Genomic DNA, 23,986 nt, shown 5'->3' on the forward strand with positions numbered 1-23,986 from the left:
CATGCCGAGTGAAAATAAAGGGAGGGAATGAGTGGAGAATCCCTTTTGTTTTCATAGCCGAGACTGATATGGTGGGAAAATAAACTGGATAAAATTGAACTGAAACCCCATCGTTTTAGTTGGGAGAGAGGATCCGTTCATGCATAGAGGCGGTCAGATTCTGTTTCAGCCCCATGCTAAGTGGAAACACAAAACATTATCGAAACTTTCTAACTATTATTATAAAGCAATTGTCCACATGGATAAATTATTTTCAGTTATAATGAAGGATAAAGTGAGAAAATTGATTACAGAGGTAGAAATCAATAAAAAGGAGACTATACATATGCACGAACAAATTTTAACAGCGATTAAAGAGTTTGATACGATTATTATTCACCGTCATGTGCGCCCAGATCCAGATGCATTAGGTTCACAATGTGGGTTAGGAACCGTTCTTCAAGAATCGTTCCCAGAGAAAAAGATTTATATGGTTGGATACAATGAACCTTCTTTATCGTATTTACGAGTAATGGATGAAATTGATGATGAGACTTATGAAAATGCGCTTGTTATCGTTTGTGATACAGCGAACCAAGAGCGTGTTTGTGATCAGCGTTATACAAAAGGAAAGAAGCTTATTAAAATTGATCATCACCCAAATGAAGATCCATATGGGGACATTACGTGGGTTGATACGACATCAAGTTCTACAAGTGAGCTTATTTATGAGTTTTACTCTTACGGAAAAGATAAAGGTTTAACAATCTCAAAAGAAGCGGCTCGTCTTATTTTAGCTGGGATTGTTGGAGATACAGGTCGCTTCTTATTCCCGAATACATCAGCAAGAACACTTCGCTATGCAGGCGAGCTTGTAGAAATGGGAGTGGACTTTCCAGCGTTATATAACGAAATGTATAAAACGAAAGAGAAAATCGCTCGTTTAAATGGATTCATTTTACAAAACTTTACGATGACAGAGGAAGGTGCAGCTTATATTAAGCTGACAAAAGAAGTACTAGAAGAATTTGATGTACTTCCTTCAGAGGCATCTGGTGTTGTTGGAGCGCTTGGCAATATTGATGGATTAAAAGCTTGGGTTCTATTTTTAGAGGAGGAAGATGTGATTCGCGTTCGTCTTCGTTCAAAGGGACCGGTAATTAATAAATTAGCGATGCAGTATAACGGCGGAGGTCATCCGATGGCTTCTGGTGCGAAAGCATCTTCTTGGGAAGAAGCAGATCGTCTTTTCGCGGACTTGTGTGAGATCTGTAAATAAAACAAGTACTTCATGTGTTAAAAACAAGAAAAGTCGGGCCCAGAAGCTCTACTTTTCTTGTTTTATATTGATGCTAATTTCGAGCACAGTATCAAAGGAAATTGTTTCGATTTTAAAGCGGTAGCTTCGGTCATAATGTTTGTATACTTTATTTTCAATTGTTTTTATTAACAATTCTTTGTTTTTTGCTACGCTTTGAACGTTTTTTGTTACGAGGTGCTGGAGGTCTTCTTGAAGAGAAGTAATCATATTTTCAAGAGTAACACGGTCTAAATCGTATTTATCATGATTCGGAATCTCAATTTTAATTTCTTGGATCGTTAAAAGGCTTTTATTTTCCTCATTTAATTTAGTACGATCTTCCGTAAGAACATGAAGATTCTTTTTTAGCCTTGTAATTTCCGTTTCCTGAAACACAATTTTTTTTGCATAATCTTCTTGAAAAACGCCGTATATGTACAAAAAAATAAACCAACTCAAAATCCCTCCAACGGCAGCGCCACCTAAAAATAAATACCACTTTTTAGCTATTGTAGCGCTTGGAACCCTCATACATGATCCTGCGTAATCCATTTAATAATAATAAGGCCGGTTTGCATGCCGCCTGTTGCGAAAAAAATAAGTAAAATTTGTTTCACAATATCTTTTGTGGCACCTTCGAAAAAGGTTCGTTCAAAGCTATAAAATGTATCAAAAGTTCCGCCAATTGCTGCAACGAGTGCCCAAATACGTAAGTTTTCTGCGAATTGTTTTATGGCAGTAAGAGCTGGTTTTCCAACAAGAAATGCTCCAATTCCTCCGATTAAAGAACCACCAAGCATTACTCCAAATGCAATAAAGTAAGTTGTAATGAGAAGAGAGAAAAAAGTTTGTCTTACATCCATCGTCATTCCCCTTTCTCCTCCATATATATGGACAAAGTATAAGAAGTATGTTTTGATTTCCGCTTTCTTCATCACCTATAATGAAAGTAGTCAAATAGATAAAGAGAGGGTACAACAGTGAAGTTTGTGCATTTACAATGTCAAACCGTTTATAGTTTGTTAAAAAGTGCTTGTAAAATTGATGAACTTGTAAGCCGTGCGAAAGAGCTTGGATTTTCATCACTTGCAATTACAGATGAAAATGTGATGTACGGAGTGATTCCATTTTATAAAGCATGTAAGAAGAATGGCGTGCGGCCAATTATCGGATTAACAGCCTCTGTTTTTAGTGAGGAAGAAGAGCAATCCTATCCGCTTGTACTGTTAGCAGAAAATGAGATAGGATACCAAAACTTATTGAAAATTTCTAGCACCATCATGACTAAGTCTAAAGACGGGATTCCGAAAAAGTGGCTTTCTCATTATGCAAAAGGGTTGATTGCGATTTCTCCAGGAAAAGATGGGGAAATTGAACAGTTATTGTTACAAGGAAGAGACGAGATTGCTGAAGAAGTAGCTCGTGCGTATCAAAATATGTTTGGAAGTTTTTATATGAGTTTGCAGCATCACGCAATTCAGGATGAACTATTCTTGCAAGAAAAATTACCACAATTTGCAAACGAAATAAACATTCCAGTCGTTGCGACAAATGATGTTCGTTATGTGAACCAAAGCGATGCGCTTGTGCAGGAATGCTTGCTATCTGTTCAGAGCGGAACAAAGATGACTGATCCAGACAGACCAAGGCTCAAAACAGACCAGTATTATTTAAAATCATCGGCTGAAATGGAAGCTTTATTTTCTCATGCAGAAGAAGCCCTTCAAAATACAGTTCGTATAGCTGAACGTTGCCACGTAGAAATTCCTTTCCACGTCAATCAATTGCCAAAGTTTCCTGTTCCATCTAACGAAACATCAGATGCTTATTTGCGCCGCATTTGTGAAGATGGGCTAAATAAGCGATATGGGGCGGTTCAAGATGTACATAGGAAACGTCTGAATCATGAACTTGAAGTTATCTCTCGCATGGGATTTAGTGATTATTTTCTCATTGTTTGGGACTTTATGAAATACGGACATGAACATGGTATTTTAACAGGACCGGGCCGTGGCTCGGCAGCAGGTTCTCTTGTTTCTTATGTGTTAGAAATTACAGATATCGATCCAATTGAGTACAACTTGCTTTTTGAACGATTTCTAAATCCTGAACGTGTTACGCTTCCAGATATTGATATTGATTTTCCGGACATTAGGCGTGATGAGATGATTCGTTATGTAAAAGATAAGTATGGTCAACTTCGCGTTGCCCAAATTGTTACGTTCGGAACGCTTGCTGCAAAAGCAGCGATTCGGGATATCGCCCGCGTAATGGGGCTTCCGCCGAGAGATATTGACATATTTTCGAAACTGATTCCATCAAGGGTTGGGATTACATTAAAAGAAGCATATGAAGAATCCGGGTCCCTTCGTGAATTTGTACAAGGAAATCTCTTGCATGAGCGTGTTTTTGAAATTGCGAAACGTGTAGAAGGTTTACCACGTCATACGTCTATTCATGCAGCAGGAGTCATTATGAGTCAGGAGCCATTAACGGGAAGTGTTGCGATTCAAGAAGGGCATAACGATGTATATGTAACGCAATATCCAGCAGAAGTGTTAGAAGAACTTGGTCTGTTAAAAATGGACTTCTTAGGCTTACGTAATTTAACGTTACTTGAAAATATTCTTACATTTATTGTGAACAAAACAGGTAAACAAATTGATATACGGAATTTACCTCTTCAAGATGAAAAGACATTCCAATTACTAGGAAGAGGAGATACAACAGGTGTATTCCAGCTCGAATCTGGGGGAATGCGGAATGTACTCCGCAGTTTAAAACCAAATGAGTTTGAAGATATTGTTGCCGTCAACGCTTTATATCGTCCAGGGCCAATGGAACAAATCCCAACCTTTATTGAGTCAAAGCACGGGAAGCGTCAAATTCATTATTTACATTCAGATTTAAAGCCAATTTTAAAAAGCACATATGGCGTTATTGTATACCAAGAACAGATTATGCAAATTGCTTCGCAGTTAGCGGGATTTTCACTCGGAGAAGCCGATTTGCTCCGCCGTGCAGTGAGTAAGAAAAACCGTGAGATTTTAGATCAAGAACGAAAGCATTTTGTACAAGGGTGTTTACGAAATGGATACGATGAAACATCTGCAGAACAAATTTATGATTTAATTGTTAGATTTGCAAATTACGGTTTTAACCGAAGCCATGCTGTAGCGTACAGTATGATTGGATATCAGCTCGCTTATTTAAAAGCGAATTATCCTTTAGAGTTTATGACGGCACTCTTATCCAGTGCGATAGGTAACGAAGATAAGATTGTGCAATATATACGTGAAACGAAGCGCAAAGGTTTTCATGTTTTACCGCCGTCTCTTCATAGAAGTAGTTATAATTTCCAAATAGAAGGGAATGCAATTCGCTATAGTTTGCTTTCGATTCGAAATATCGGGATGGCTACAGTGAATGCGGTGATCGAGGAAAGAGAAAGAAATCCATTTCAAGATTTATTTGAGTTCTGTCTTCGTATGCCAGCAAAGTTTGTTACGGAGCGTAATTTAGAGGCATTTGTTTGGGCTGGCTGTTTCGATGATTTTCAAGTTTCGAGAACAACTTTGTTTAACAGTATTAAGGGTGCTTTAGAGTATGCAAGCCTTGCGCGTGAATTGGGGGAAGAAAGTGTCCCAAAATCAGTATACGTACAAGGAGAAGAGCTATCTTTTATTGAACAATTAAATAATGAGAAAGAAGCGCTTGGCTTTTATTTATCCAGTTATCCAACGGCGCAGTATGCAAAGCTTGTAAAAGAACTAGAAATTCCGTCTCTTGCGCAAGCGATGAGGCAAAAGCGAAACGTACAGCGTGCGATTGTTTATGTAACAGGTGTAAAAGTCATTCGGACGAAAAAATTGCAAAAAATGGCGTTCGTCACTTTTTGTGATCAAAATGATGAAATGGAAGCGGTTGTCTTTCCGGAGACGTATATTCATTTTTCGGAGAGGTTAAAAGAAGGTGAAATTGTTTTAGTGGAAGGGACGATTGAACAACGAAATCATAAATTGCAATGGATTGTGAACGGTCTTTATCCATTAGAACAAATGGATGTTTACAATGAAATGAAAGAAGCATCGATTTATGTAAAACTACCGTCGCAGTATGAAAAGAAGTTGTTAAATCAAGTTACAAAAATATTGTTTCACTATTCAGGTTTTGCGAAAGTACTAATTTATTATGAAAAGGAACATAAAATGGTACAATTATCTCGTAGTTTGTCAATTCATCCAAGTGAAGAATGTTTAGGAGCACTTCGCGAAATAGTCGGTGAGGAAAATGTCGTAGTGAAAATATAATGGACAATTTCCCTATAGTTCGATTATTATAGTAATAGTGTTCGTGGTCAGACCACTTGGAGAGAATGATATCAGCAAGAATAATTTGAGGAGAGTGGATAGTTTGTCAACACTTCGTGAAGAAGCACTTCACATGCATAAAGTGCATCAAGGAAAATTAGAAACTGTATCAAAAGTAAAAGTAGAAAATGCTAAAGACTTAAGTCTTGCGTATTCTCCAGGGGTTGCAGAACCTTGTAAAGAAATTTATGACGATAAAAGTAAGGTATATGAATATACAATGAAGGGAAACATGGTAGCAGTTGTGACGGACGGAACAGCTGTACTTGGTCTTGGTAATATCGGACCAGAAGCATCTCTTCCAGTAATGGAAGGTAAAGCTGTATTATTCAAAAGCTTTGCTGGCGTAGATGCATTCCCTATTGCTTTAAATACAAACGATGTAGATAAAATTGTTGAAACTGTAAAATTAATGGAGCCGACATTTGGCGGTGTAAACTTAGAGGATATTGCAGCACCCAACTGCTTTATCATTGAAGAACGTTTGAAAAAAGAAACAAATATTCCTGTATTCCATGATGATCAACACGGAACAGCTATCGTAACAGTAGCAGGTCTTGTAAACGCACTTAAGCTAGTTGGAAAGAAAATGTCTGACATTAAAGTTGTAGCAAATGGTGCAGGTGCAGCAGGTATTGCAATCATTAAACTTTTATATCGCTATGGTGTACGCGACATTATTATGTGTGACCGAAAAGGTGCGATTTATGAAGGTCGCCCTGTTGGTATGAATCCGGTGAAAGATGAAGTTGCAAAATATACGAATAAAAATCGTGTAGAAGGTTCATTAGCGGATGTTCTGCAAGGCGCGGATGTATTTATCGGTGTATCTGTAGCGGGTGCATTGACTGAGGAAATGGTTCGTACAATGAATGACGATGCAATTATTTTTGCAATGGCAAACCCAGTTCCAGAAATTATGCCGGAACTGGCAAAAGCAGCAGGAGCAGCTGTTGTTGGAACTGGTCGTTCTGACTTCCCGAACCAAGTAAATAATGTACTAGCGTTCCCTGGTATTTTCCGTGGTGCACTTGATGTACATGCTACGCAAATCAATGAAGAAATGAAAATGGCAGCTGTACAAGCCATTGCAGAGCTTGTAGCGGCAGATGAGCTAAATGCAGACTATATCATTCCAGCTCCGTTCGACGCGCGTGTAGCGCCTCAGGTGGCGGCTTATGTTGCAAAAGCTGCGATGGAGACAGGAGTAGCTCGCTGTCAAGTAGATCCAAATGAAATCGCTGAGAAAACAAAAAATTTAGCGTTGATTGGTAAAGAGTAAGCGAGGAATTTCTATTGACATCATCAAATACAAAAGTATATCTCGAAATTGTAAAGAAAATCCGTTCCATTATGGAAGAGGATGGTTTAGTCGCAGGTGATCGTTTACCATCTGAGCGCGAGTTAAGTGCGCGTTTAAACGTTGGGCGTTCATCTGTACGGGAAGCATTGCGAGCTTTAGAACTCGTAGGATTAATTGAAACAAGACGCGGTGAAGGAACGTTTATTCGAAACTTCTATGACAATGGTCTTGTTCAATTAATCGCACCATTTTTATTACAAGATGAGAAAACAATTCGTGATTTGTTACAGACGAAACGCTTGCTTGAAAAAGATGTTATTCGAATCGTATGTGATTTACCGAAAGAAACGTTTTCTAGTGTATTAGGTATGTTGAAACAAGTTCTTAAAAAGGACGAAAGTTCAATTCAGGAGTTTCATCAAATGTTTTTCAAAACACTTATTGAACGAGTGGACAATTATTTACTATATCGAATTTGGAGAATTGTAAATGATTACGTTGCGACTCTTTCTTATGAAATTTCACTAGAATCTATAGAAATCTATAGAAAGCTTTATGAAGTGTTATACGCGAAAAAAGAAGAAGAGGCGCTAAAAATTTATGATGAACTAATGGAAAACATACAGTTTCACTCGTAATGTATAAAATTTGTCGAAATGACCATGACACGTTATGACAAACAATCTATCGCATAGCGGTTAAAGTTAAACGTAAAGAGAGAGGTTATGAGTGCGTGTTCAAAAAAAGAGGATAAAGAGAGCTGAGTAGCTATCTTGACTGGACTGTTTGAATATCCTCTATTAGACAGATTGAGAAGATAAGGCTAACATCGATCTTTGGTGTTAGCCACATTTTCTTCCTAACCTTAGCTCTCAACAAAGGGGGTCAAATTGTGCTAAGAGATTTATTCGTAAAAAAGAAAAAGTACGCTGCAATTCCTTCAGAACAAGTACGAAGAGATGTACCGGACGGTGTTATGACAAAATGTCCGAAATGTAAGAAAATCATGTATACAAAAGAGCTTCTTAAAAATTTAAAAGTATGTGTAAACTGTGGCTATCATCATCCTATGAATGCATGGGAACGCCTTGATAGTGTATTGGACGAAGGTTCATTTCGTGAGTATGACAAAGAGATGGTTTCGTTAAATCCACTTGGGTTCCCAAATTATGAAGAAAAATTAGAGAGTGATCGCAAGAAAACAGAATTAAATGAAGCAGTTGTGACAGGTGAAGGAACAATTGATGAAATGCTTGTTGTGATTGCAGTAATGGATTCTCGCTTTCGAATGGGCAGCATGGGCTCTGTTGTAGGAGAAAAAATTGCACGTGCAGTTGAAAAAGCATACGAATTACAAGTTCCATTTATTATCTTTACTGCATCGGGCGGTGCGCGTATGCAAGAAGGTATTTTAAGCTTAATGCAAATGGCAAAAACGAGCGTAGCTTTGAAAAAGCATAGCAATGCTGGAGGGTTATTTATTTCTGTTATGACTCATCCGACGACAGGTGGTGTTTCAGCGAGTTTCGCTTCACTTGGTGACTATAATCTTGCAGAGCCGGGTGCACTTATCGGTTTTGCTGGTAGACGTGTAATTGAACAAACAGTGCGTGAGAAGCTGCCAGAAGACTTTCAAACGGCAGAGTTCTTACTAGAGCACGGTCAATTGGATGCGGTTGTGCATCGCGATGATATGAGAGAGTCGCTCCGTAAGATTTTAGAAGTTCATCAAGGAGGGGAAACGGCTATATGGCAGAGCTAGAATTTGAAAAACCAGTTGTTGAGCTAAGAAATAAGATTCGAGAACTGAAAGACTATACGAAAAACACCCAGATGGACTTCAGCGAGGAGATTCGTATTTTGGAAGACAAGCTAGAAAATTTAGAGGAAGAAATATACGGCAATATGAAAGTATGGGACCGCGTTCAAATTGCTCGTCATGCAGAACGACCGACAACGCTCGATTATATTGAGCACTTATTTACTGATTTTTTTGAATGTCATGGAGATCGTCTATATGGCGATGATGCAGCGATTGTCGGCGGCATCGCGAAATATGATGGCATGCCTGTAACAGTAATTGGGCACCAGCGCGGGAAAGATACGAAAGAAAATATTCGTCGTAATTTTGGAATGCCTCATCCAGAAGGATATCGAAAGGCGCTACGTTTAATGAAGCAAGCGGAGAAATTTAATCGTCCAATCATCTGCTTCATTGATACGAAAGGTGCTTATCCTGGTAAGGCTGCTGAAGAACGTGGGCAAAGTGAAGCGATTGCACGTAATTTATTCGAAATGGCAGGGCTTACTGTACCTGTGGTTTGCGTTGTTATCGGTGAAGGTGGCAGTGGTGGTGCGTTAGGTCTTGGAGTAGGAGATTACATTCATATGCTAGAAAATTCCACTTATTCTGTTATTACACCAGAGGGAGCGGCAGCGATTCTTTGGAAAGATGCAGGAAAAGCGAAAGAAGCTGCAGAAGCGATGAAAATCACGGCGGCGGATTTGAAAGAATTAGGTGTAATTGACGAAATTATTCCAGAAACACGCGGCGGTGCGCATCGTAATATTTTAAAGCAATCAGAAAATATTGACTTAATGTTGAAAAAAACATTCGGGCAATTAAACGGTATTTCGAAAGATGAATTAATCGAAAAACGTTATGAAAAATATATGAAAATTGGGCAAGTTTCGTTTTCAAACGCTTCCATTTGGATAAAATAAGAAAAGCGTGCGTTCCATTTCGCGAATGCACGTTTTTATTGTGAAAAGACACATCTTCTCCATTGTATTTTTATATTTCTTCATGTTATTTTATTATAAGGTAAATAATCTTTATGAGGTGAGTACAAATGAAACGTATTGGTGTATTAACAAGTGGTGGAGATTCACCTGGTATGAATGCTGCCATTCGTGCAGTTGTTCGTAAAGCGATTTTCCATGATGTAGAAGTATATGGTATCTACCATGGATACGCTGGATTAATTTCTGGTCACATTGAAAAATTAGAACTTGGTTCTGTTGGCGATATTATCCACCGCGGTGGTACAAAATTATATACAGCAAGATGTCCTGAGTTTAAAGACCCAGAAGTACGACTAAAAGGTATCGAGCAATTAAAGAAATTTGGCATTGAAGGACTTGTTGTTATTGGTGGAGACGGTTCTTACCAAGGTGCTAAAAAATTAACAGAGCAAGGATTCCCATGTGTCGGTGTACCAGGTACAATTGATAATGATATTCCTGGGACAGACTTCACAATTGGTTTCGATACAGCATTAAACACTGTTATTGATGCAATTGATAAAATTCGTGATACAGCTACATCTCATGAACGTACATATGTTATCGAAGTAATGGGGCGTCACGCTGGTGATATCGCATTATGGGCTGGTTTAGCAGATGGCGCAGAAACAATCTTAATTCCAGAAGAAGAGTATGACATGGAAGATGTTATTGCTCGTTTAAAACGTGGTAGTGAGCGTGGAAAGAAACATAGTATTATCGTTGTAGCAGAAGGTGTTGGAAGCGCGATTGACATCGGTAAACACATTGAAGAAGCAACAAACTTTGATACTCGTGTAACTGTATTAGGTCACGTACAACGTGGTGGATCACCAAGTGCACAAGATCGTGTATTAGCAAGCCGTCTTGGCGCAAGAGCAGTTGAACTGTTGATTGAAGGTAGAGGTGGACGCTGCGTTGGTATCCAAAATAACAAACTTGTTGATCATGACATTATCGAAGCGTTAGCTCAAAAGCATACGATTGATAAAGATATGTATCAATTATCTAAAGAATTATCCATCTAATTGGCGTAATATCGAATATTTGGGAACGGTTTCATAATTTTCGGAGGTGCAATATGCGTAAAACTAAAATTGTATGTACTATAGGTCCTGCTAGTGAAAGTATTGAGAAATTAGAGCAATTAATCGAAGCGGGTATGAACGTCGCTCGTTTAAACTTCTCTCATGGTAGCCATGAAGAGCACGGAGCACGTATTAAAAACATTCGTGAAGCTTCAAAGAAAACTGGTAAAACAGTTGCAATCTTACTTGATACAAAAGGTCCAGAAATCCGTACACATGACTTCGTAGACGGACAAGCTGAGCTTGTAACAGGTGCAGAAGTAGTTCTCTCTACTGAGCAAGTATTAGGAACTGCAGAAAAGTTCTCTGTATCTTATGCTGGTCTTTATGAGGATGTAGACCCAGGTTCTCGTATTCTAATCGATGACGGCCTTATCGAACTAGAAGTAATCGAGAAAGCTGACGGAAACATCCGTACAAAAGTATTGAACAGCGGAACTGTGAAAAATAAAAAAGGTGTTAACGTACCAAACGTAAGCATTAAGCTTCCTGGTATCACTGAAAAAGACGTAAAAGATATCGTCTTCGGTATCGAGCAAAAAGTTGATTTCATCGCGGCATCTTTCGTTCGTAAAGCAGCTGACGTGTTAGAAATCCGTGAACTGTTAGAAGCGCATAATGCACAATTCATTCAAATCGTACCAAAAATTGAAAACCAAGAAGGTATCGATAACATCGATTCTATCTTAGAAGTTTCTGACGGTTTAATGGTAGCTCGTGGTGACATGGGTGTAGAAATTCCACCAGAAGAAGTGCCGCTAGTACAAAAACGTCTAATCAAAAAATGTAACGTATTAGGTAAACCGGTTATTACTGCAACACAAATGTTAGATTCTATGCAACGTAACCCACGTCCAACTCGTGCGGAAGCAAGTGACGTAGCGAACGCGATCTTTGATGGTACAGATGCAATCATGCTTTCTGGTGAAACTGCAGCGGGACAATACCCGGTAGAAGCGGTAACAATGATGGCGAACATCGCAGTACGTGTTGAAAAATCATTGCAATATGAAGATATGTTCAAAAAGCGTATTAAAGAGTTCACTCCAACAATTACAGATGCAATTAGTCAATCTGTTGCACACACAGCGCTTGCTCTTGATGTAGCTGCAATCGTAGCTCCAACAGAAAGTGGATATACTGCAAAAATGATCTCTAAATATCGTCCAAAATCTCCAATCGTAGCTGTAACAACTGACGAGCAAGTGGGCCGTCGTCTTGCACTTGTTTGGGGTGTACAAGCGTTTATGGCTGAAAAACGTGCAGCATCTACTGATGAAATGTTAGATACTGCAATTCAAACAGGTATGGATGCAGGTCTAATCGGACTTGGAGATACAGTTGTAATTACTGCTGGTGTACCAGTTGCTGAAACTGGCACAACAAACTTAATGAAAATCCATGTTGTTGGTGAAGAAATCGCTAAAGGACAAGGGATTGGTCGCAAAGCTGCAAAAGGTAAAGTAGTTGTAGCGAAAACAGCTGCAGAAGCTGTAGCGAACGTAACAGAAGGTGACATCCTTGTTACAACAAGCACTGATAAAGATATGATTCCTGCAATTGAAAAAGCTGCAGCTCTAGTTGTAGAAGAAGGTGGCTTAACAAGCCATGCGGCTGTTGTAGGTGTATCAATCGGTATCCCAGTTATCGTTGGGGTAAACGGTGTAACAACGACTTTAAAAAATGGCCAAGAAGTAACAGTTGATGCAGCGCGCGGAATTGTTTATAATGGACATGCGGAAGTGCTATAAGAAGTAATATGGAGAGAAGGATCGGAGTCCTTCTCTTTTTTTTGCAATTTAAATACAAAAACCATTCTGAAAAAAGAAATCTTCGGTAGTGGGAAAGGGATTTCATTTTTTGTTTGATGTTTTGTGGGTTGTTTTGAGGGTGTGAGGAAATCGAGAGAGTCTAATTAGGCTGTTGGGTAGCATGAGTATCTTACTTCCTGTAAATAGTATGATGAAGGAGGATGAGGGAATGAAGTGGCTTCTTATTCTTTTAATTTTAATCCCTGCTGTTGAAATAACAGTATTAATTGGATCTAGTCATTTAATTGGTATGTGGCCGACGTTTGCTATGATCGTGTTTACAGGTATACTTGGCGCTTATTTAGCAAAACGACAAGGGCTTATAGTGTTGAAGGAGATTCAATTTCGGTTAAATAGAGGTGAAATGCCAGGAGATGCTGTATTAGATGGTATTTTTGTTTTTATAGGTGGACTTCTTCTTTTGACACCAGGATATGTGACGGATGTAATCGGGTTTATTTTTATATTTTCGGTAACACGACAGCCGTTTAAGTTCATGATGATTAAATGGTTAGAGCGGAAAATAAGAAGAAACACGACAATTATTGTACAAAAATAACACTTGAAACAGAAATGTTTTAAGTGTTATTTTTTTGTCGAAATATAAAGTGTATATTTATTCATTTGTAGAAAAAGGAAGAAAAGGGATTGATATTTATGTTGAAAATAGAATAAAAATACAAAGATATTCTCAGTCGTATTATTTTATGCAAAAAACAAGGGAATCCCCCATTTATTAATAGGGAATTCCCTTGCTTATTTTATTGCGAACAACGACTATTGTGGGAAATTTATTTTAATGGTGTGCCTTTAATAAACTTCCATAAATCATGAAATACATGAGCTTTGTGCAATGTGTTTAATAATACTAATGTAACTGGGCCAATAATTAATCCTAAGAAACCATATAGCTTAAATCCAACGAATAACGCAATAAGTGTTGGTAATGGATCGAGTCCGATGTTGGAGGATAACACTTTCGGTTCCATAATTTGTCTTTGAACAATGACAACAATATATAAAATAAGTAGACCAATTGTGAAAGCTGTGTCCCCTGTGAAAAATACATATATAATCCAAGGAACAAAGACTGCTCCCGTTCCTAAATAAGGAAGTAAGTCTACAATTCCTGTAATGATTGCGATTGTGATGGCGTATGGTACGCGCAAAATTAATAGTCCAATTAGTACGATGACGGTGGTCATAGATACAAGTGTGAGTTGTGCTTTTACAAATCCAAATAATGCTTTTCGTAAATCAACAAAAATAGTCTTTCCGTATCCGTGTATGCGATTTGGAAGTAATCGCTTTACTTTATGAGCGAGTGTATGCCAATCAAAACTAATAAAGAAAGTCGCTAATAGGATGAAGACGAGGACTGTTAAAGTTGTTGGGAGTGCACTGATGAAATTTGTTAATCCACTTATAATGGCGGTTAACAGCTCTTTCATTTGCTTTGTTGCTTCCGTTCCTAGATTTTGAATGTTTTGTGTAATTGTATATTGTTGTGATTCACCAAGATGATTAAATTTAGAAATTAAATCATCATATAAAGGCATAATATTATTGAGTGCAAATTGCTGTGCATACTGTACAATTGCTGGAAACTTTTCTGTGACGATTTGTAGTAAGTAAGTTGTGGCGGAAATCGCTTCTGTCACAAGATATGTAACAAGTCCGACGATGGCACCGAACACGAGAATTAAGCTGACGAGTACCGCTAAGGCACGAGGGAATTGTAGTTTTTGATTGAGAAAATTTACGACTGGATTAATCAAATAAGCAAAAGCTAATGCGATGATAAAAGGGTATATAAGACCTGAAACATACAAAAGCGCATAAAACCCAATTGTTGTTGCTAAAATGACAAATATAAGTCGCAATACGATATACAGTGAGTTTCGATTCAAAGGTGCTTACCTCCCATTCCAAATTGTATTTATGTTATAGTGGAATGATGGATTTATCCTGCTATTCACGGGCAGTATGAATTACTTCAAGGTGCGAAGTAATCGGCGCGTAAAAGCTTGACGGTGAAGGCTAATCAATAGTAAATGTTTTCTCTGTACTGATTGACGAGAGCTTCACTTTACCTACTTTTTATTTTACCGGTTTCTTATAAGAAAAGAAAGAAGTGTGCTTTTCTTTCTCGGTAAATATAAAAACAACTTATTTTGGTCTCGTTTAGAGCGTTTAAGGTCTGCTGTATCATCTATATTGATTGATGAATACTCTTGCCTATATCGTGTATAACGATATGTTTAACAGCGATTTACTTTGTAAACAGGTTCATTATTTTCAGAAAGGAAGTGTAATCATGATTAGTCAATCAACGTTATTTTTATTCATACTACTTATTATTGGACTTATTGCTAAAAATCAATCGCTCACTGTAGCGGTTGGCGTTTTATTTTTATTAAAGTGGACGTTTCTAGGAGAGAAAATTCTTCCATATTTACAAACGAAAGGAATTAATCTTGGTGTAACGGTTATTACGATTGCGGTTCTTGTTCCGATCGCTACGGGTGAAATTGGATTTAAGCAGCTTGGTGAAGCAGCTAAATCGTATTATGCATGGATTGCGCTCGCTTCAGGGATAGCGGTTGCTTTGTTAGCAAAGGGTGGTGTGCAGTTATTAACGAACGATCCTCATATTACAACTGCGCTTGTATTTGGAACAATTATTGCAGTTGCATTATTTAATGGAGTTGCTGTAGGACCATTAATTGGAGCTGGAATTGCCTATGCTGTGATGAACATTATACAGATGTTTAAGTGAAAAATTTTATAGTAATATAAAATTTTTGAATTCTTTCCATTCACAAAAGTCAGATAATTGTTTATAATAGAATTAGAAAACATGTAAAGGCTACATAGCAACGAAGACTTACACCAGATAAAATAAAAACAACATAAAATAATTTTCTGCTGACATTGTTTTATGTTGTTTTTATCATAAACTCTTCGAAACTAGTTTTCCTCACCATCTATTGTTCTAAGCGTGAGGATTCGGAGAGAAACTCACGCTCATGCTTTGATAAAGCAATGGAACAACGAGATGGGAACATCACAACAAATTTGCATGATCGTGCATTTTGCTTGCCTAAAGAGTGAACGGGCGTTCATAATTTAGGAGGGAAGCAAACAGATATAAGGGAGCAAGGTTGGGAGAATTTTCAGGAAAAGGAGAGAATGTCATGACTGTTATTCGAGGATTAGAAGGGGTAGTAGCAACAACATCATCTGTGAGTTCTATTATTGATGATACATTAACGTATGTTGGGTATAATATTGATGATTTAGCGGAAAATGCTACGTTTGAAGAAGTGGTATATTTATTATGGCACCGTAAACTTCCTAATGAAGAGGAATTAAATGAGTTAAAAGAAACTCTATCTGAATATTCTAAAGTTCCAAGTGAGATTTTATCATATTTAAAACAAGTAGATTTAAAGATTGCACATCCGATGTCTGTTTTACGAACTGCGATTTCCATGTTATCATTATACGATGAGAGCGCTGAATTAATGGATGAGAAGTCCAATTATTTGAAAGCGGTTAAATTACAGGCTCAAGTAGGGACTCTGGTTGCAGCGTATGCAAGAATTCGTAAAGGTTTAGAAGTGGTTGAGCCACGAAAAGATTTATCATTAGCTGCAAACTTTATTTATATGTTAAATAACCGCGAACCAAATGAAGTGGAAATTGAAGCTTTTGATAAAGCTCTTGTACTTCATGCGGATCATGAATTAAATGCTTCTACATTTACAGCTCGCGTTTGCGTTGCGACACTTTCAGACGTATATTCTGGTATTACAGCAGCGATTGGTGCTTTAAAAGGACCTCTTCACGGCGGAGCGAATGAAAATGTAATGAAGATGTTAAAAGAAATTGGCGAAGAAGAAAATGTAGAATCCTATATTCATAACGCACTTCAAAATAAGGTGAAAATTATGGGATTTGGCCATCGCGTATATGAGCACGGTGATCCTCGCGCGAAACATTTACGTGAAATGTCTAAGAAATTATGCGTGCTTTTAGGGGAAGAGAAATGGTATAATATGTCTATCAAAATCGAAGACATTGTCACAAAAGAAAAAGGTCTTCCACCAAATGTCGATTTCTATTCTGCTTCTGTTTACCATTGTTTAGGAATTGATCATGATTTATTTACACCAATCTTTGCAATCAGTCGTATGTCAGGTTGGTTAGCTCATATTCTAGAACAATATGAAAATAACCGCTTAATTCGTCCGCGTGCTGATTATAATGGACCAACGCACCAACGCTATGTTCCATTAGCACAACGATAAGTTAAAAACACTATTTAGATAGTGGAAATACACTTTCAAAAATCTGATTTTTTCGCAAAGATATAATGATTGGAATATTTTAATTTGACTAACGGTTTGAACTGAGGGTTTTATTCCCTCAGTTTCACACATATGAAATTTCAAACATGGGGGTTATCACAGTGACGACAGGAGAAAAAATTACTGTAACGAATGGTGTTATGAATGTACCAAACAATCCGATTATTCCTTTTATTGAAGGTGATGGAATTGGACCAGATATTTGGGCGGCAGCATCTCGTGTATTAGAAGCAGCTGTTGAAAAAGCTTATGATGGTGAGAAGAAAATCGTTTGGAAAGAAGTGCTTGCAGGGGAAAAAGCATTCAACCAAACAGGTGAATGGTTACCAGAAGAGACGTTAAATGAAATTCGCGAATATTTAATCGCGATTAAAGGCCCACTTACAACGCCTGTTGGTGGCGGCATTCGTTCTCTAAACGTAGCGCTTCGTCAAGAGTTAGACTTATACGTATGTTTACGTCCAGTTCGTTATTTTGAAGGTGTTCCTTCACCTGTAAAACGTCCGGAAGATACTGATATGGTGATTTTCCGTGAAAATACAGAAGACATTTATGCTGGTATTGAATATGCACAAGGATCTCCAGAAGCACAAAAAGTGCTTGAGTTCTTAAAAGAAACAATGGGTGTAAACAAAATTCGCTTCCCAGAAACATCAGGGATTGGTATTAAACCAATTTCAGAAGAAGGAACAAAGCGTCTTGTTCGTGCTGCAATTCAATATGCAATTAACGAAAAACGCTCTTCTGTTACATTAGTTCATAAAGGAAACATTATGAAATTTACAGAAGGTGCTTTCAAAAACTGGGGTTATGAAGTTGCGGAACAAGAATTCGGCGATAAAGTATTCACTTGGTCTGAATATGACCGTATTGTTGAAAAAGATGGTAAAGATGCAGCGAATAAAGCGATGACAGAGGCTGAAGCAGCTGGTAAAATCATTGTTAAAGATTCTATTGCAGATATCTTCTTACAACAAATTTTAACACGTCCACGTGAGTTTGATGTTGTTGCAACAATGAACTTAAATGGTGATTATATTTCTGATGCACTTGCAGCACAAGTAGGTGGCATTGGTATTGCACCTGGTGCAAACATTAACTATGTTACTGGACATGCTATTTTTGAAGCGACACATGGTACAGCTCCAAAATATGCAGGTTTAGATAAAGTAAATCCATCTTCTGTTCTTCTTTCAGGAGTATTATTATTAGAGCATTTAGGATGGAATGAAGCTGCGAAATTAGTAACTGCTTCAGTAGAAAAAACAATTGCTTCAAAAGTGGTAACATATGACTTCGCACGTCTTATGGATGGCGCAACTGAAGTGAAATGTTCCGAATTTGCTGATGCCCTTATTAACAATATGGACTTAGCGGTAATCAAAAACGCATAATTCAAAGTGGGGGAGAAATTATGACAATCAAACGCAAAAAAGTATCAGTCATCGGTGCAGGATTTACCGGAGCAACAACAGCGTTTTTATTAGCTCAAAAAGAGCTTGCAGATGTTGTATTAGTGGACATTCCACAACTGGAGAATCCAACAAAAGGGAAAGCGTTAGATATGTTAGAAGCAAGCCCTGTACAAGGTTTTGATGCTAACATTATCGGCACATCTGATTACGTAGATACTGCTGATTCTGACGTTGTTGTTATTACAGCAGGAATTGCACGTAAACCAGGTATGAGCCGTGATGATTTAGTAGCAACAAACTCTAAAATTATGAAAAGTATTACGAAAGATATCGCAAAACATTCACCAAACGCAATTATTGTTGTGTTAACAAATCCAGTTGATGCAATGACATATTCTGTATTTAAAGAAGCTGGATTCCCGAAAGAGCGTGTTATCGGTCAATCTGGTGTATTAGATACAGCTCGTTTCCGTACATTCATCGCACAAGAATTAAATCTTTCTGTTAAAGACATTACAGGATTCGTTCTTGGTGGCCACGGTGATGACATGGTGCCTCTTGTACGTTATTCTTACGCAGGTGGTATTCCATTAGAAACATTAATTCCTGCAGAACGCTTAGAAGCAATCGTAGAACGTACGCGTAAAGGCGGCGGCGAAATTGTAAGTTTACTAGGAAACGGTAGTGCATACTACGCGCCAGCTGCTTCTTTAGTTGAAATGACTGAAGCGATTTTAAAAGATCAACGCCGTGTATTACCAGCTATCGCATACCTTGAAGGTGAATATGGCTATAGCGACCTTTACCTAGGTGTACCAGTAATTCTAGGTGGTAACGGAATTGAAAAAATTATTGAATTAGAACTTCGTGAAGAAGAAAAAGAAGCGTTAGATCGTTCAGTAGAATCTGTACGTAACGTTATGAAAGTTCTTATTTAATACAAAATATATGTTAGAAAAAGATTCGGGGCCCCGAATCTTTTTCTACTATTTAGAGGATTATTTTTTTAAAATAATATGAAAACGCTATCATTAATTATGTCCTACAATGGGAACATAGACTTATAATATACATTGCCCTCATTATAGTAGCGCTTCGGATAATATATTGCTTTTGGTAGGATAATAAAATAAAAATTGGAGGGGGATTGTAACATGTTAAAGAAAAAAATTCAAATTGGTCGTCGAATGGATGAGATTACAGTAGGAGAAAAGTTATCTATCACTGAAAAAATTGAGGATAAAGATCTGTTATTGTATTTAGGATTAACAAATGATTCAAATCCATTATATATTCAGCATGATTACGCATCCCAAACTCCGTATGAAAAACCAATTGTACCAAGCATTATGTTAACGGGTATGATTACAACGGCAGTTACGAAATATTTACCAGGTCCAGGCAGTCATGTTGTTAGGAAGGACCTGACTTTTGTGAAGCCTGTACATCATTATGAAACTTTGCAAATTCATTTTGAAGTTGTAGCAGTTGCGGGGGAAGAGCATACGATTGATATGCGTGTATTCGCTTATGATGAAAAAGAAGAAGTGGTTGTGAAAGGTGTACTAACAGTAGCGCCGCCTTACAAATCAGCTTCTATTTTAGAAAAAGCATTGGATAATTTTTAATAATGAGTTAGTAAGAGTGTAATGAAAAATAGTGCTAACCTATTATATGCTAGGTTAGCACTATTTTTTTATCCCGCATTAACGGACAGTAACACTCCCACCTCAAAATTCAGCGAAAGCAAAGAAGTTAGGTGGGAGATGAACTGTCCGTAAAAGCCCGATTGGTGAGGGCTAATAATCAGTGGGGGACGAAGAAAACCCCCACTGATTAAAGTTTTACTTTATAGGATCGAATGTAAGTATAACTTAACTGAAAAACCCTTCTGCAAACCCTTCTGAGAAATCAGAGATGCCAGTTTGTAATGTTTCCCAGTTTGAAAAGCCGGCAGTAAAACCAACTACAAATAATAAAGCGAAGCCAGATAATACCCAATTTTTACGATTCATTTTGAATTCGCTCCTTAATAGTTTAATCTTTATATTAAAATTTAATTATATTAATTATTACATTTTAAGGAGATATAAGTCAAATGGATACCTGTTTTTAGCCACGTGGCCAAAGAATAATAAACACACCGACAAGGCAAACAGCTGCACCAGCCCAATCGAACAAATCAGGTGTTTTCTTATCAACCATCCATCCCCATAATAAACTCATGAGAATAAATACACCGCCATAAGCTGCGTATACACGTCCGAAACTAGAAAATACTTGGAATGTGGCAATTACACCATATAAACATAAAATGATTCCTCCTATTAGACCGAACCAGATGGAACCACCTTCTCGTATCCATTTCCAGATGAGATATCCACCACCAATTTCAGCTAGTCCGGCAAGAATGAAAATAACAGCTGCTTTAAACATGAATATGTACCATCGCTTTCTATTAGATATATTTTCCTATATAACTATAGCACAATCAAACTTAGTGAATGGACAATTCTATTGAGAGGGGGATTGTTTTCTAGTATGATGGAAATAGTGGGGAAATACTAGGATGAAGAAGGTTTCAAGTCTATAACTTGGAGGAAGAGAATGAGCAATCGAATTTTAGTTGTTGATGATGAGGAGTTTATTTTAACTTTAATTGAATTCAATTTGCAGCAAGCAGGATTTGAAGTGATAACAGCGATGGATGGTGAAGTTGCGCTTCATAAAGCAACAACGGAACGTCCAGATCTGATTATATTAGATTTAATGCTTCCAAAAATGGATGGTATGGAAGTGTGTAAAGAATTACGTTTGCAGCGTATTATGACACCTATTTTAATGCTAACAGCGAAAGATGATGAGTTTGATAAAGTGTTAGGTCTTGAGCTTGGGGCAGATGATTATATGACAAAGCCATTTAGCCCAAGGGAAGTTGTTGCACGTGTGAAGGCGATTTTACGTCGTACGAAATTGCAAGATGAACCAGTTTCAGAAGTGCAGGATGAAAATAGTATCAATATCTATGATTTAAGAATTTTACCTGAATTTTATGAGGCGTATTTCCAAGGAGAAAAGCTAGAACTAACGCCAAAAGAATTTGAGTTACTTGTATATTTAGCAAGGAATAAGGGTCGTGTATTAACACGTGATCAGTTACTAAGTGCTGTATGGAATTATGATTTTGCCGGCGATACAAGAATCGTCGATGTTCATATTAGTCATTTGCGGGATAAAATTGAAAAGAATACGAAAAAACCAGCGTACATTAAAACAATTCGTGGATTAGGTTATAAATTAGAGGAGCCAAAGGGGGATGAATAAATTTCGCTCGAGGCTTCTCTTTACATTTGTTTCTCTTATTATTCTTATTTTAGTTGGACTAGGAGTACTTTTGGAAACGGTGTTTGAGAATTACTACATCGATCATGCGAAAGACAGAACGGTAAAAGAGGCAAGATATGTTGCTTCATTAGTAGAGGCAGAAGGTATTGATCATGTTCTAAAAGCGCCAAACGTATTTGAGAAATTAGAAGAACAAGTGCCGGTTTCGGTTATATTTACTGATGAAGCGAAGAAAGTCAAATATAGTAAAGGTAAGCAACCTATATTCGACCAAGCGACAATTGAGGAACTTTCCTCTGAAACAGCAAAACAAAAAAATAGAGTGATTACGAAGGAAACAGATGATAAAAATGTATTCCATCATGCGGTGTTTGTTCAAGATGCAGAGGGGAAGCAAGGGTACATCATTCTAAAAAGTACAATTGCTCCTTTGAAAGATGTTCATCAAAAAACGTGGGGATTACTCATTGTAGGGTTTGTGATTGCTTGTCTTGTTGTTGTTTTTCTTGGTGTGAAAATTACAGGTCAATATATTCGTCCGATAGAGTCTGTTACGAAAGTAGCGATTGAATTGGCGAAGGGGAATTATAAAGCGCGTGCTTATGAAAGTCATTCAGATGAAACGGGGATGTTAAGTAAGGCAATCAATATTTTAGCGCGTAATTTACAAGAAATGACGCTAGAGCAAGAAATGCAACAAGATCGTTTACATACACTGATTGAAAATATGGGAAGCGGTATGATTTTAATTGATAGCCGTGGTTATATAAGTCTTGTAAACCGTTCGTATAAAGAAATATTTCATGTAACGGATGAAGAGTATTTAGATCGTTTGTATTATGAAGCATTTCTTCATGCAGAAATCATTGAACTTGTGGAAGAAATTTTTATGACAGAAGTGAAAGTACGCAAGCAAATGCTACTGCCACTTGGTATTGAAAGAAAGCACTTTGAAGTATATGGCGCACCAATTATTGGGACAAATCATGAATGGAAAGGGATTGTTCTCGTATTCCACGATATAACAGAGCTAAAGAAACTAGAGCAAATGCGAAAAGACTTTTTAGCAAATGTTTCACATGAATTAAAGACGCCAATTACTTCTATTAAAGGATTTTCTGAAACGTTACTTGATGGTGCGATGGAAAATCAGCAGTTTTGCGAGCATTTCCTGAACATTATTTTAAAGGAAAGCGAGCGTATGCAAGGCTTAATCGAAGACTTATTGGATCTATCAAAGATTGAACAACAAGGATTTAAGTTAAATATGGGTACTGTTGAGATGAAGGAATTGCTTGAAGAAATTAAAATGGTGCTAGAGAATAAATCACAAGATAAAGAAATTTCCTTACAAGTTGATGTGTTGAGACACGTTTCAGTGATAGGAGATCCGAGCCGATTAAAACAAATCTTTATCAATTTAGTTAATAATGCAATTGTATACACACCAGCCGGCGGGACGGTTTCTGTAGAGTTGTTAGAGGATGAACATAACGCTTATATAAAGGTATCTGATACAGGAATTGGGATTAGTAAAGAAGAAATCCCGCGTATTTTTGAACGTTTTTATCGTGTAGATAAAGCGAGAAGCAGAAATACAGGCGGTACAGGCCTTGGGTTATCGATTGTAAAACATTTAGTAGAAGCCCATCATGGGACAGTTACTGTAGAGAGTGAAGTAGGGGAAGGAACAACATTTACAGTTGCTTTACCGAAATCGGATTTGGAGAAGTAATGATAATGTGCAACCTTTATCCCGCTATTCGCGGGCAGTAAGACCCCCACCTCAAAGTTCAGCAAAAGCAAAGAAGGTAGGTGGAGTCGGACTGCCCGTAAAAGCCCGATTGGTGAGGGCTAATAATCAGTGGGGTATGGAAAAACCACTGATTAAAGTTTCACTTTATTGGATGAGAGCTATATAAATCTATTTTGATTTTTCGATATATAAGTCGTTGATATGAAAAAGGTGACCTACACTCGTTTTTTCTCTCTGCTTTAACTTGGCATGGAGCAGGAAGAGGGTCTGACCGCTTCTATGCATGGCCGGATACTCTCTCTCGCCTAAAAAGAAAGGGTTTATGTCGGTTTCTTAATTTGGATTTATATAGTAAACGTTTGAACGGGATATATTTACATTATATTAACAATAGCTTCATTAAATATTAATAAAGTCCTGTTAATATAATACATGAAAACCCCTTCATCCAAGGAGTAATTT

21 protein-coding genes are annotated in these 23,986 nt (G+C 37.5%); 16 read left to right on the plus strand and 5 right to left on the minus strand.

Features of this window, described 5'->3' with window-relative positions; genetic code table 11:
• The first annotated feature begins 325 nt into the window (after positions 1 to 325).
• Positions 326 to 1,258 carry a DHH family phosphoesterase gene (locus BPMYX0001_RS19785; protein WP_033799714.1) on the plus strand — a complete coding sequence of 311 codons (933 nt, stop codon included), beginning with the start codon at positions 326 to 328 and terminating at the stop codon, positions 1,256 to 1,258.
• Between the two features lie 48 nt (positions 1,259 to 1,306).
• On the opposite strand, the gene ytrI is transcribed toward BPMYX0001_RS19785, so the two are convergent.
• Both ytrI and ytrH read right to left on the minus strand, forming a co-directional pair.
• Entirely contained in the window at positions 1,307 to 1,810 is a 504-nt protein-coding gene (gene ytrI / locus BPMYX0001_RS19790) for a sporulation membrane protein YtrI (protein WP_018764469.1), read from the minus strand.
• Positions 1,807 to 2,142: a sporulation membrane protein YtrH gene (gene ytrH, locus BPMYX0001_RS19795; protein ID WP_026008455.1), complete on the minus strand. Its 336-nt coding sequence runs from the start codon at positions 2,140 to 2,142 to the stop codon at positions 1,807 to 1,809. The genes ytrI and ytrH overlap by 4 nt, the downstream gene beginning before the upstream one ends.
• A 117-nt stretch (positions 2,143 to 2,259) precedes the next feature.
• On the opposite strand from ytrH, the gene dnaE reads away from it, so the two are divergent.
• The 8 genes from dnaE to BPMYX0001_RS19835 all read left to right on the plus strand — a co-directional run bounded on the left by dnaE (position 2,260) and on the right by BPMYX0001_RS19835 (position 13,194).
• On the plus strand, positions 2,260 to 5,589 hold the full coding sequence (gene dnaE, locus BPMYX0001_RS19800; protein ID WP_033799142.1) for a DNA polymerase III subunit alpha: 3,330 nt from the start codon (positions 2,260 to 2,262) through the stop codon (positions 5,587 to 5,589).
• Positions 5,590 to 5,722: 133 nt separating this feature from the next.
• On the plus strand, positions 5,723 to 6,931 hold the full coding sequence (ystJ, locus tag BPMYX0001_RS19805) for an NADP-dependent malic enzyme (protein WP_167535704.1): 1,209 nt from the start codon (positions 5,723 to 5,725) through the stop codon (positions 6,929 to 6,931).
• 14 nt (positions 6,932 to 6,945) lie between these two features.
• Positions 6,946 to 7,590, plus strand: a complete 645-nt coding sequence (locus BPMYX0001_RS19810) for a FadR/GntR family transcriptional regulator (protein WP_003200956.1) — start codon at positions 6,946 to 6,948, stop codon at positions 7,588 to 7,590.
• A 254-nt stretch (positions 7,591 to 7,844) separates the two neighbouring features.
• Positions 7,845 to 8,714, plus strand: a complete 870-nt coding sequence (gene accD / locus BPMYX0001_RS19815) for an acetyl-CoA carboxylase, carboxyltransferase subunit beta (protein WP_006096170.1) — start codon at positions 7,845 to 7,847, stop codon at positions 8,712 to 8,714.
• Entirely contained in the window at positions 8,702 to 9,676 is a 975-nt protein-coding gene (accA, locus tag BPMYX0001_RS19820; RefSeq protein ID WP_033799144.1) for an acetyl-CoA carboxylase carboxyl transferase subunit alpha, read from the plus strand. Before accD ends, accA begins: the two co-directional genes overlap by 13 nt.
• A 128-nt stretch (positions 9,677 to 9,804) precedes the next feature.
• Positions 9,805 to 10,764 (plus strand): 6-phosphofructokinase, encoded by a 960-nt coding sequence (gene pfkA / locus BPMYX0001_RS19825; RefSeq protein ID WP_006096172.1) that lies wholly within the window; start codon positions 9,805 to 9,807, stop codon positions 10,762 to 10,764.
• Positions 10,765 to 10,817: 53 nt separating this feature from the next.
• Positions 10,818 to 12,575 (plus strand): pyruvate kinase, encoded by a 1,758-nt coding sequence (gene pyk, locus BPMYX0001_RS19830; protein ID WP_006096173.1) that lies wholly within the window; start codon positions 10,818 to 10,820, stop codon positions 12,573 to 12,575.
• A 229-nt stretch (positions 12,576 to 12,804) separates the two neighbouring features.
• Positions 12,805 to 13,194, plus strand: coding sequence for an FxsA family protein (locus BPMYX0001_RS19835; protein ID WP_033799145.1), 390 nt, complete (start codon positions 12,805 to 12,807; stop codon positions 13,192 to 13,194).
• Between the two features lie 232 nt (positions 13,195 to 13,426).
• Here the strand turns inward: BPMYX0001_RS19835 and ytvI are convergent, their stop codons facing one another.
• Entirely contained in the window at positions 13,427 to 14,545 is a 1,119-nt protein-coding gene (ytvI, locus tag BPMYX0001_RS19840) for a sporulation integral membrane protein YtvI (RefSeq protein ID WP_018764463.1), read from the minus strand.
• A 407-nt stretch (positions 14,546 to 14,952) separates the two neighbouring features.
• Between ytvI and BPMYX0001_RS19845 the strand changes: the two genes are divergently transcribed.
• The 5 genes from BPMYX0001_RS19845 to BPMYX0001_RS19865 all read left to right on the plus strand — a co-directional run bounded on the left by BPMYX0001_RS19845 (position 14,953) and on the right by BPMYX0001_RS19865 (position 20,051).
• Positions 14,953 to 15,414, plus strand: a complete 462-nt coding sequence (locus tag BPMYX0001_RS19845) for a DUF441 domain-containing protein (protein ID WP_003200968.1) — start codon at positions 14,953 to 14,955, stop codon at positions 15,412 to 15,414.
• 385 nt (positions 15,415 to 15,799) lie between these two features.
• Positions 15,800 to 16,948 carry a citrate synthase gene (citZ, locus tag BPMYX0001_RS19850; protein WP_003200970.1) on the plus strand — a complete coding sequence of 383 codons (1,149 nt, stop codon included), beginning with the start codon at positions 15,800 to 15,802 and terminating at the stop codon, positions 16,946 to 16,948.
• Positions 16,949 to 17,109: 161 nt separating this feature from the next.
• The gene (icd, locus tag BPMYX0001_RS19855; RefSeq protein ID WP_018764461.1) at positions 17,110 to 18,402 is read left to right on the plus strand and encodes an NADP-dependent isocitrate dehydrogenase; all 1,293 of its coding nucleotides are present in this window, start codon (positions 17,110 to 17,112) and stop codon (positions 18,400 to 18,402) included.
• Between the two features lie 20 nt (positions 18,403 to 18,422).
• On the plus strand, positions 18,423 to 19,361 hold the full coding sequence (gene mdh / locus BPMYX0001_RS19860) for a malate dehydrogenase (protein WP_006096176.1): 939 nt from the start codon (positions 18,423 to 18,425) through the stop codon (positions 19,359 to 19,361).
• A 216-nt stretch (positions 19,362 to 19,577) separates the two neighbouring features.
• On the plus strand, positions 19,578 to 20,051 hold the full coding sequence (locus BPMYX0001_RS19865) for a MaoC/PaaZ C-terminal domain-containing protein (protein WP_006096177.1): 474 nt from the start codon (positions 19,578 to 19,580) through the stop codon (positions 20,049 to 20,051).
• A 246-nt stretch (positions 20,052 to 20,297) separates the two neighbouring features.
• Here BPMYX0001_RS19865 and BPMYX0001_RS33245 read toward each other — a convergent pair whose 3' ends face one another.
• On the minus strand, positions 20,298 to 20,438 hold the full coding sequence (locus BPMYX0001_RS33245) for a hypothetical protein (RefSeq protein WP_003200980.1): 141 nt from the start codon (positions 20,436 to 20,438) through the stop codon (positions 20,298 to 20,300).
• A 97-nt stretch (positions 20,439 to 20,535) separates the two neighbouring features.
• A complete protein-coding gene (locus BPMYX0001_RS19870; protein ID WP_006096178.1) occupies positions 20,536 to 20,859 on the minus strand; it encodes a YnfA family protein in 324 nt (107 codons plus the stop codon).
• Positions 20,860 to 21,030: 171 nt separating this feature from the next.
• On the opposite strand from BPMYX0001_RS19870, the gene BPMYX0001_RS19875 reads away from it, so the two are divergent.
• Together BPMYX0001_RS19875 and pnpS are read left to right on the plus strand one after the other, a co-directional pair.
• Positions 21,031 to 21,747 (plus strand): response regulator transcription factor, encoded by a 717-nt coding sequence (locus BPMYX0001_RS19875; protein WP_003200984.1) that lies wholly within the window; start codon positions 21,031 to 21,033, stop codon positions 21,745 to 21,747.
• A complete protein-coding gene (pnpS, locus tag BPMYX0001_RS19880) occupies positions 21,740 to 23,503 on the plus strand; it encodes a two-component system histidine kinase PnpS (protein WP_033799146.1) in 1,764 nt (587 codons plus the stop codon). The genes BPMYX0001_RS19875 and pnpS overlap by 8 nt, the downstream gene beginning before the upstream one ends.
• The last annotated feature ends 483 nt before the right edge of the window (positions 23,504 to 23,986 follow it).

Origin of the sequence: Bacillus pseudomycoides DSM 12442 (assembly GCF_000161455.1) — a bacterium.
In the GTDB taxonomy this organism is placed as follows: Bacteria; Bacillota; Bacilli; order Bacillales; family Bacillaceae_G; genus Bacillus_A; species Bacillus_A pseudomycoides.

What these genes read in the sequence shown, in the direction of transcription:
- BPMYX0001_RS19785 (WP_033799714.1), top strand. Translation starts at nt 326, where the DNA reads ATGCACGAACAAATTTTAACAGCGATTAAAGAGTTTGATACGATTATT.
- ytrI (WP_018764469.1), bottom strand. Translation starts at nt 1,810, where the DNA reads ATGAGGGTTCCAAGCGCTACAATAGCTAAAAAGTGGTATTTATTTTTA.
- ytrH (WP_026008455.1), bottom strand. Translation starts at nt 2,142, where the DNA reads ATGGATGTAAGACAAACTTTTTTCTCTCTTCTCATTACAACTTACTTT.
- ystJ (WP_167535704.1), top strand. Translation starts at nt 5,723, where the DNA reads ATGCATAAAGTGCATCAAGGAAAATTAGAAACTGTATCAAAAGTAAAA.
- accA (WP_033799144.1), top strand. Translation starts at nt 8,702, where the DNA reads ATGGCAGAGCTAGAATTTGAAAAACCAGTTGTTGAGCTAAGAAATAAG.
- pfkA (WP_006096172.1), top strand. Translation starts at nt 9,805, where the DNA reads ATGAAACGTATTGGTGTATTAACAAGTGGTGGAGATTCACCTGGTATG.
- pyk (WP_006096173.1), top strand. Translation starts at nt 10,818, where the DNA reads ATGCGTAAAACTAAAATTGTATGTACTATAGGTCCTGCTAGTGAAAGT.
- BPMYX0001_RS19835 (WP_033799145.1), top strand. Translation starts at nt 12,805, where the DNA reads ATGAAGTGGCTTCTTATTCTTTTAATTTTAATCCCTGCTGTTGAAATA.
- BPMYX0001_RS19845 (WP_003200968.1), top strand. Translation starts at nt 14,953, where the DNA reads ATGATTAGTCAATCAACGTTATTTTTATTCATACTACTTATTATTGGA.
- mdh (WP_006096176.1), top strand. Translation starts at nt 18,423, where the DNA reads ATGACAATCAAACGCAAAAAAGTATCAGTCATCGGTGCAGGATTTACC.
- BPMYX0001_RS19865 (WP_006096177.1), top strand. Translation starts at nt 19,578, where the DNA reads ATGTTAAAGAAAAAAATTCAAATTGGTCGTCGAATGGATGAGATTACA.
- BPMYX0001_RS33245 (WP_003200980.1), bottom strand. Translation starts at nt 20,438, where the DNA reads ATGAATCGTAAAAATTGGGTATTATCTGGCTTCGCTTTATTATTTGTA.
- BPMYX0001_RS19870 (WP_006096178.1), bottom strand. Translation starts at nt 20,859, where the DNA reads ATGTTTAAAGCAGCTGTTATTTTCATTCTTGCCGGACTAGCTGAAATT.
- BPMYX0001_RS19875 (WP_003200984.1), top strand. Translation starts at nt 21,031, where the DNA reads ATGAGCAATCGAATTTTAGTTGTTGATGATGAGGAGTTTATTTTAACT.
- pnpS (WP_033799146.1), top strand. Translation starts at nt 21,740, where the DNA reads ATGAATAAATTTCGCTCGAGGCTTCTCTTTACATTTGTTTCTCTTATT.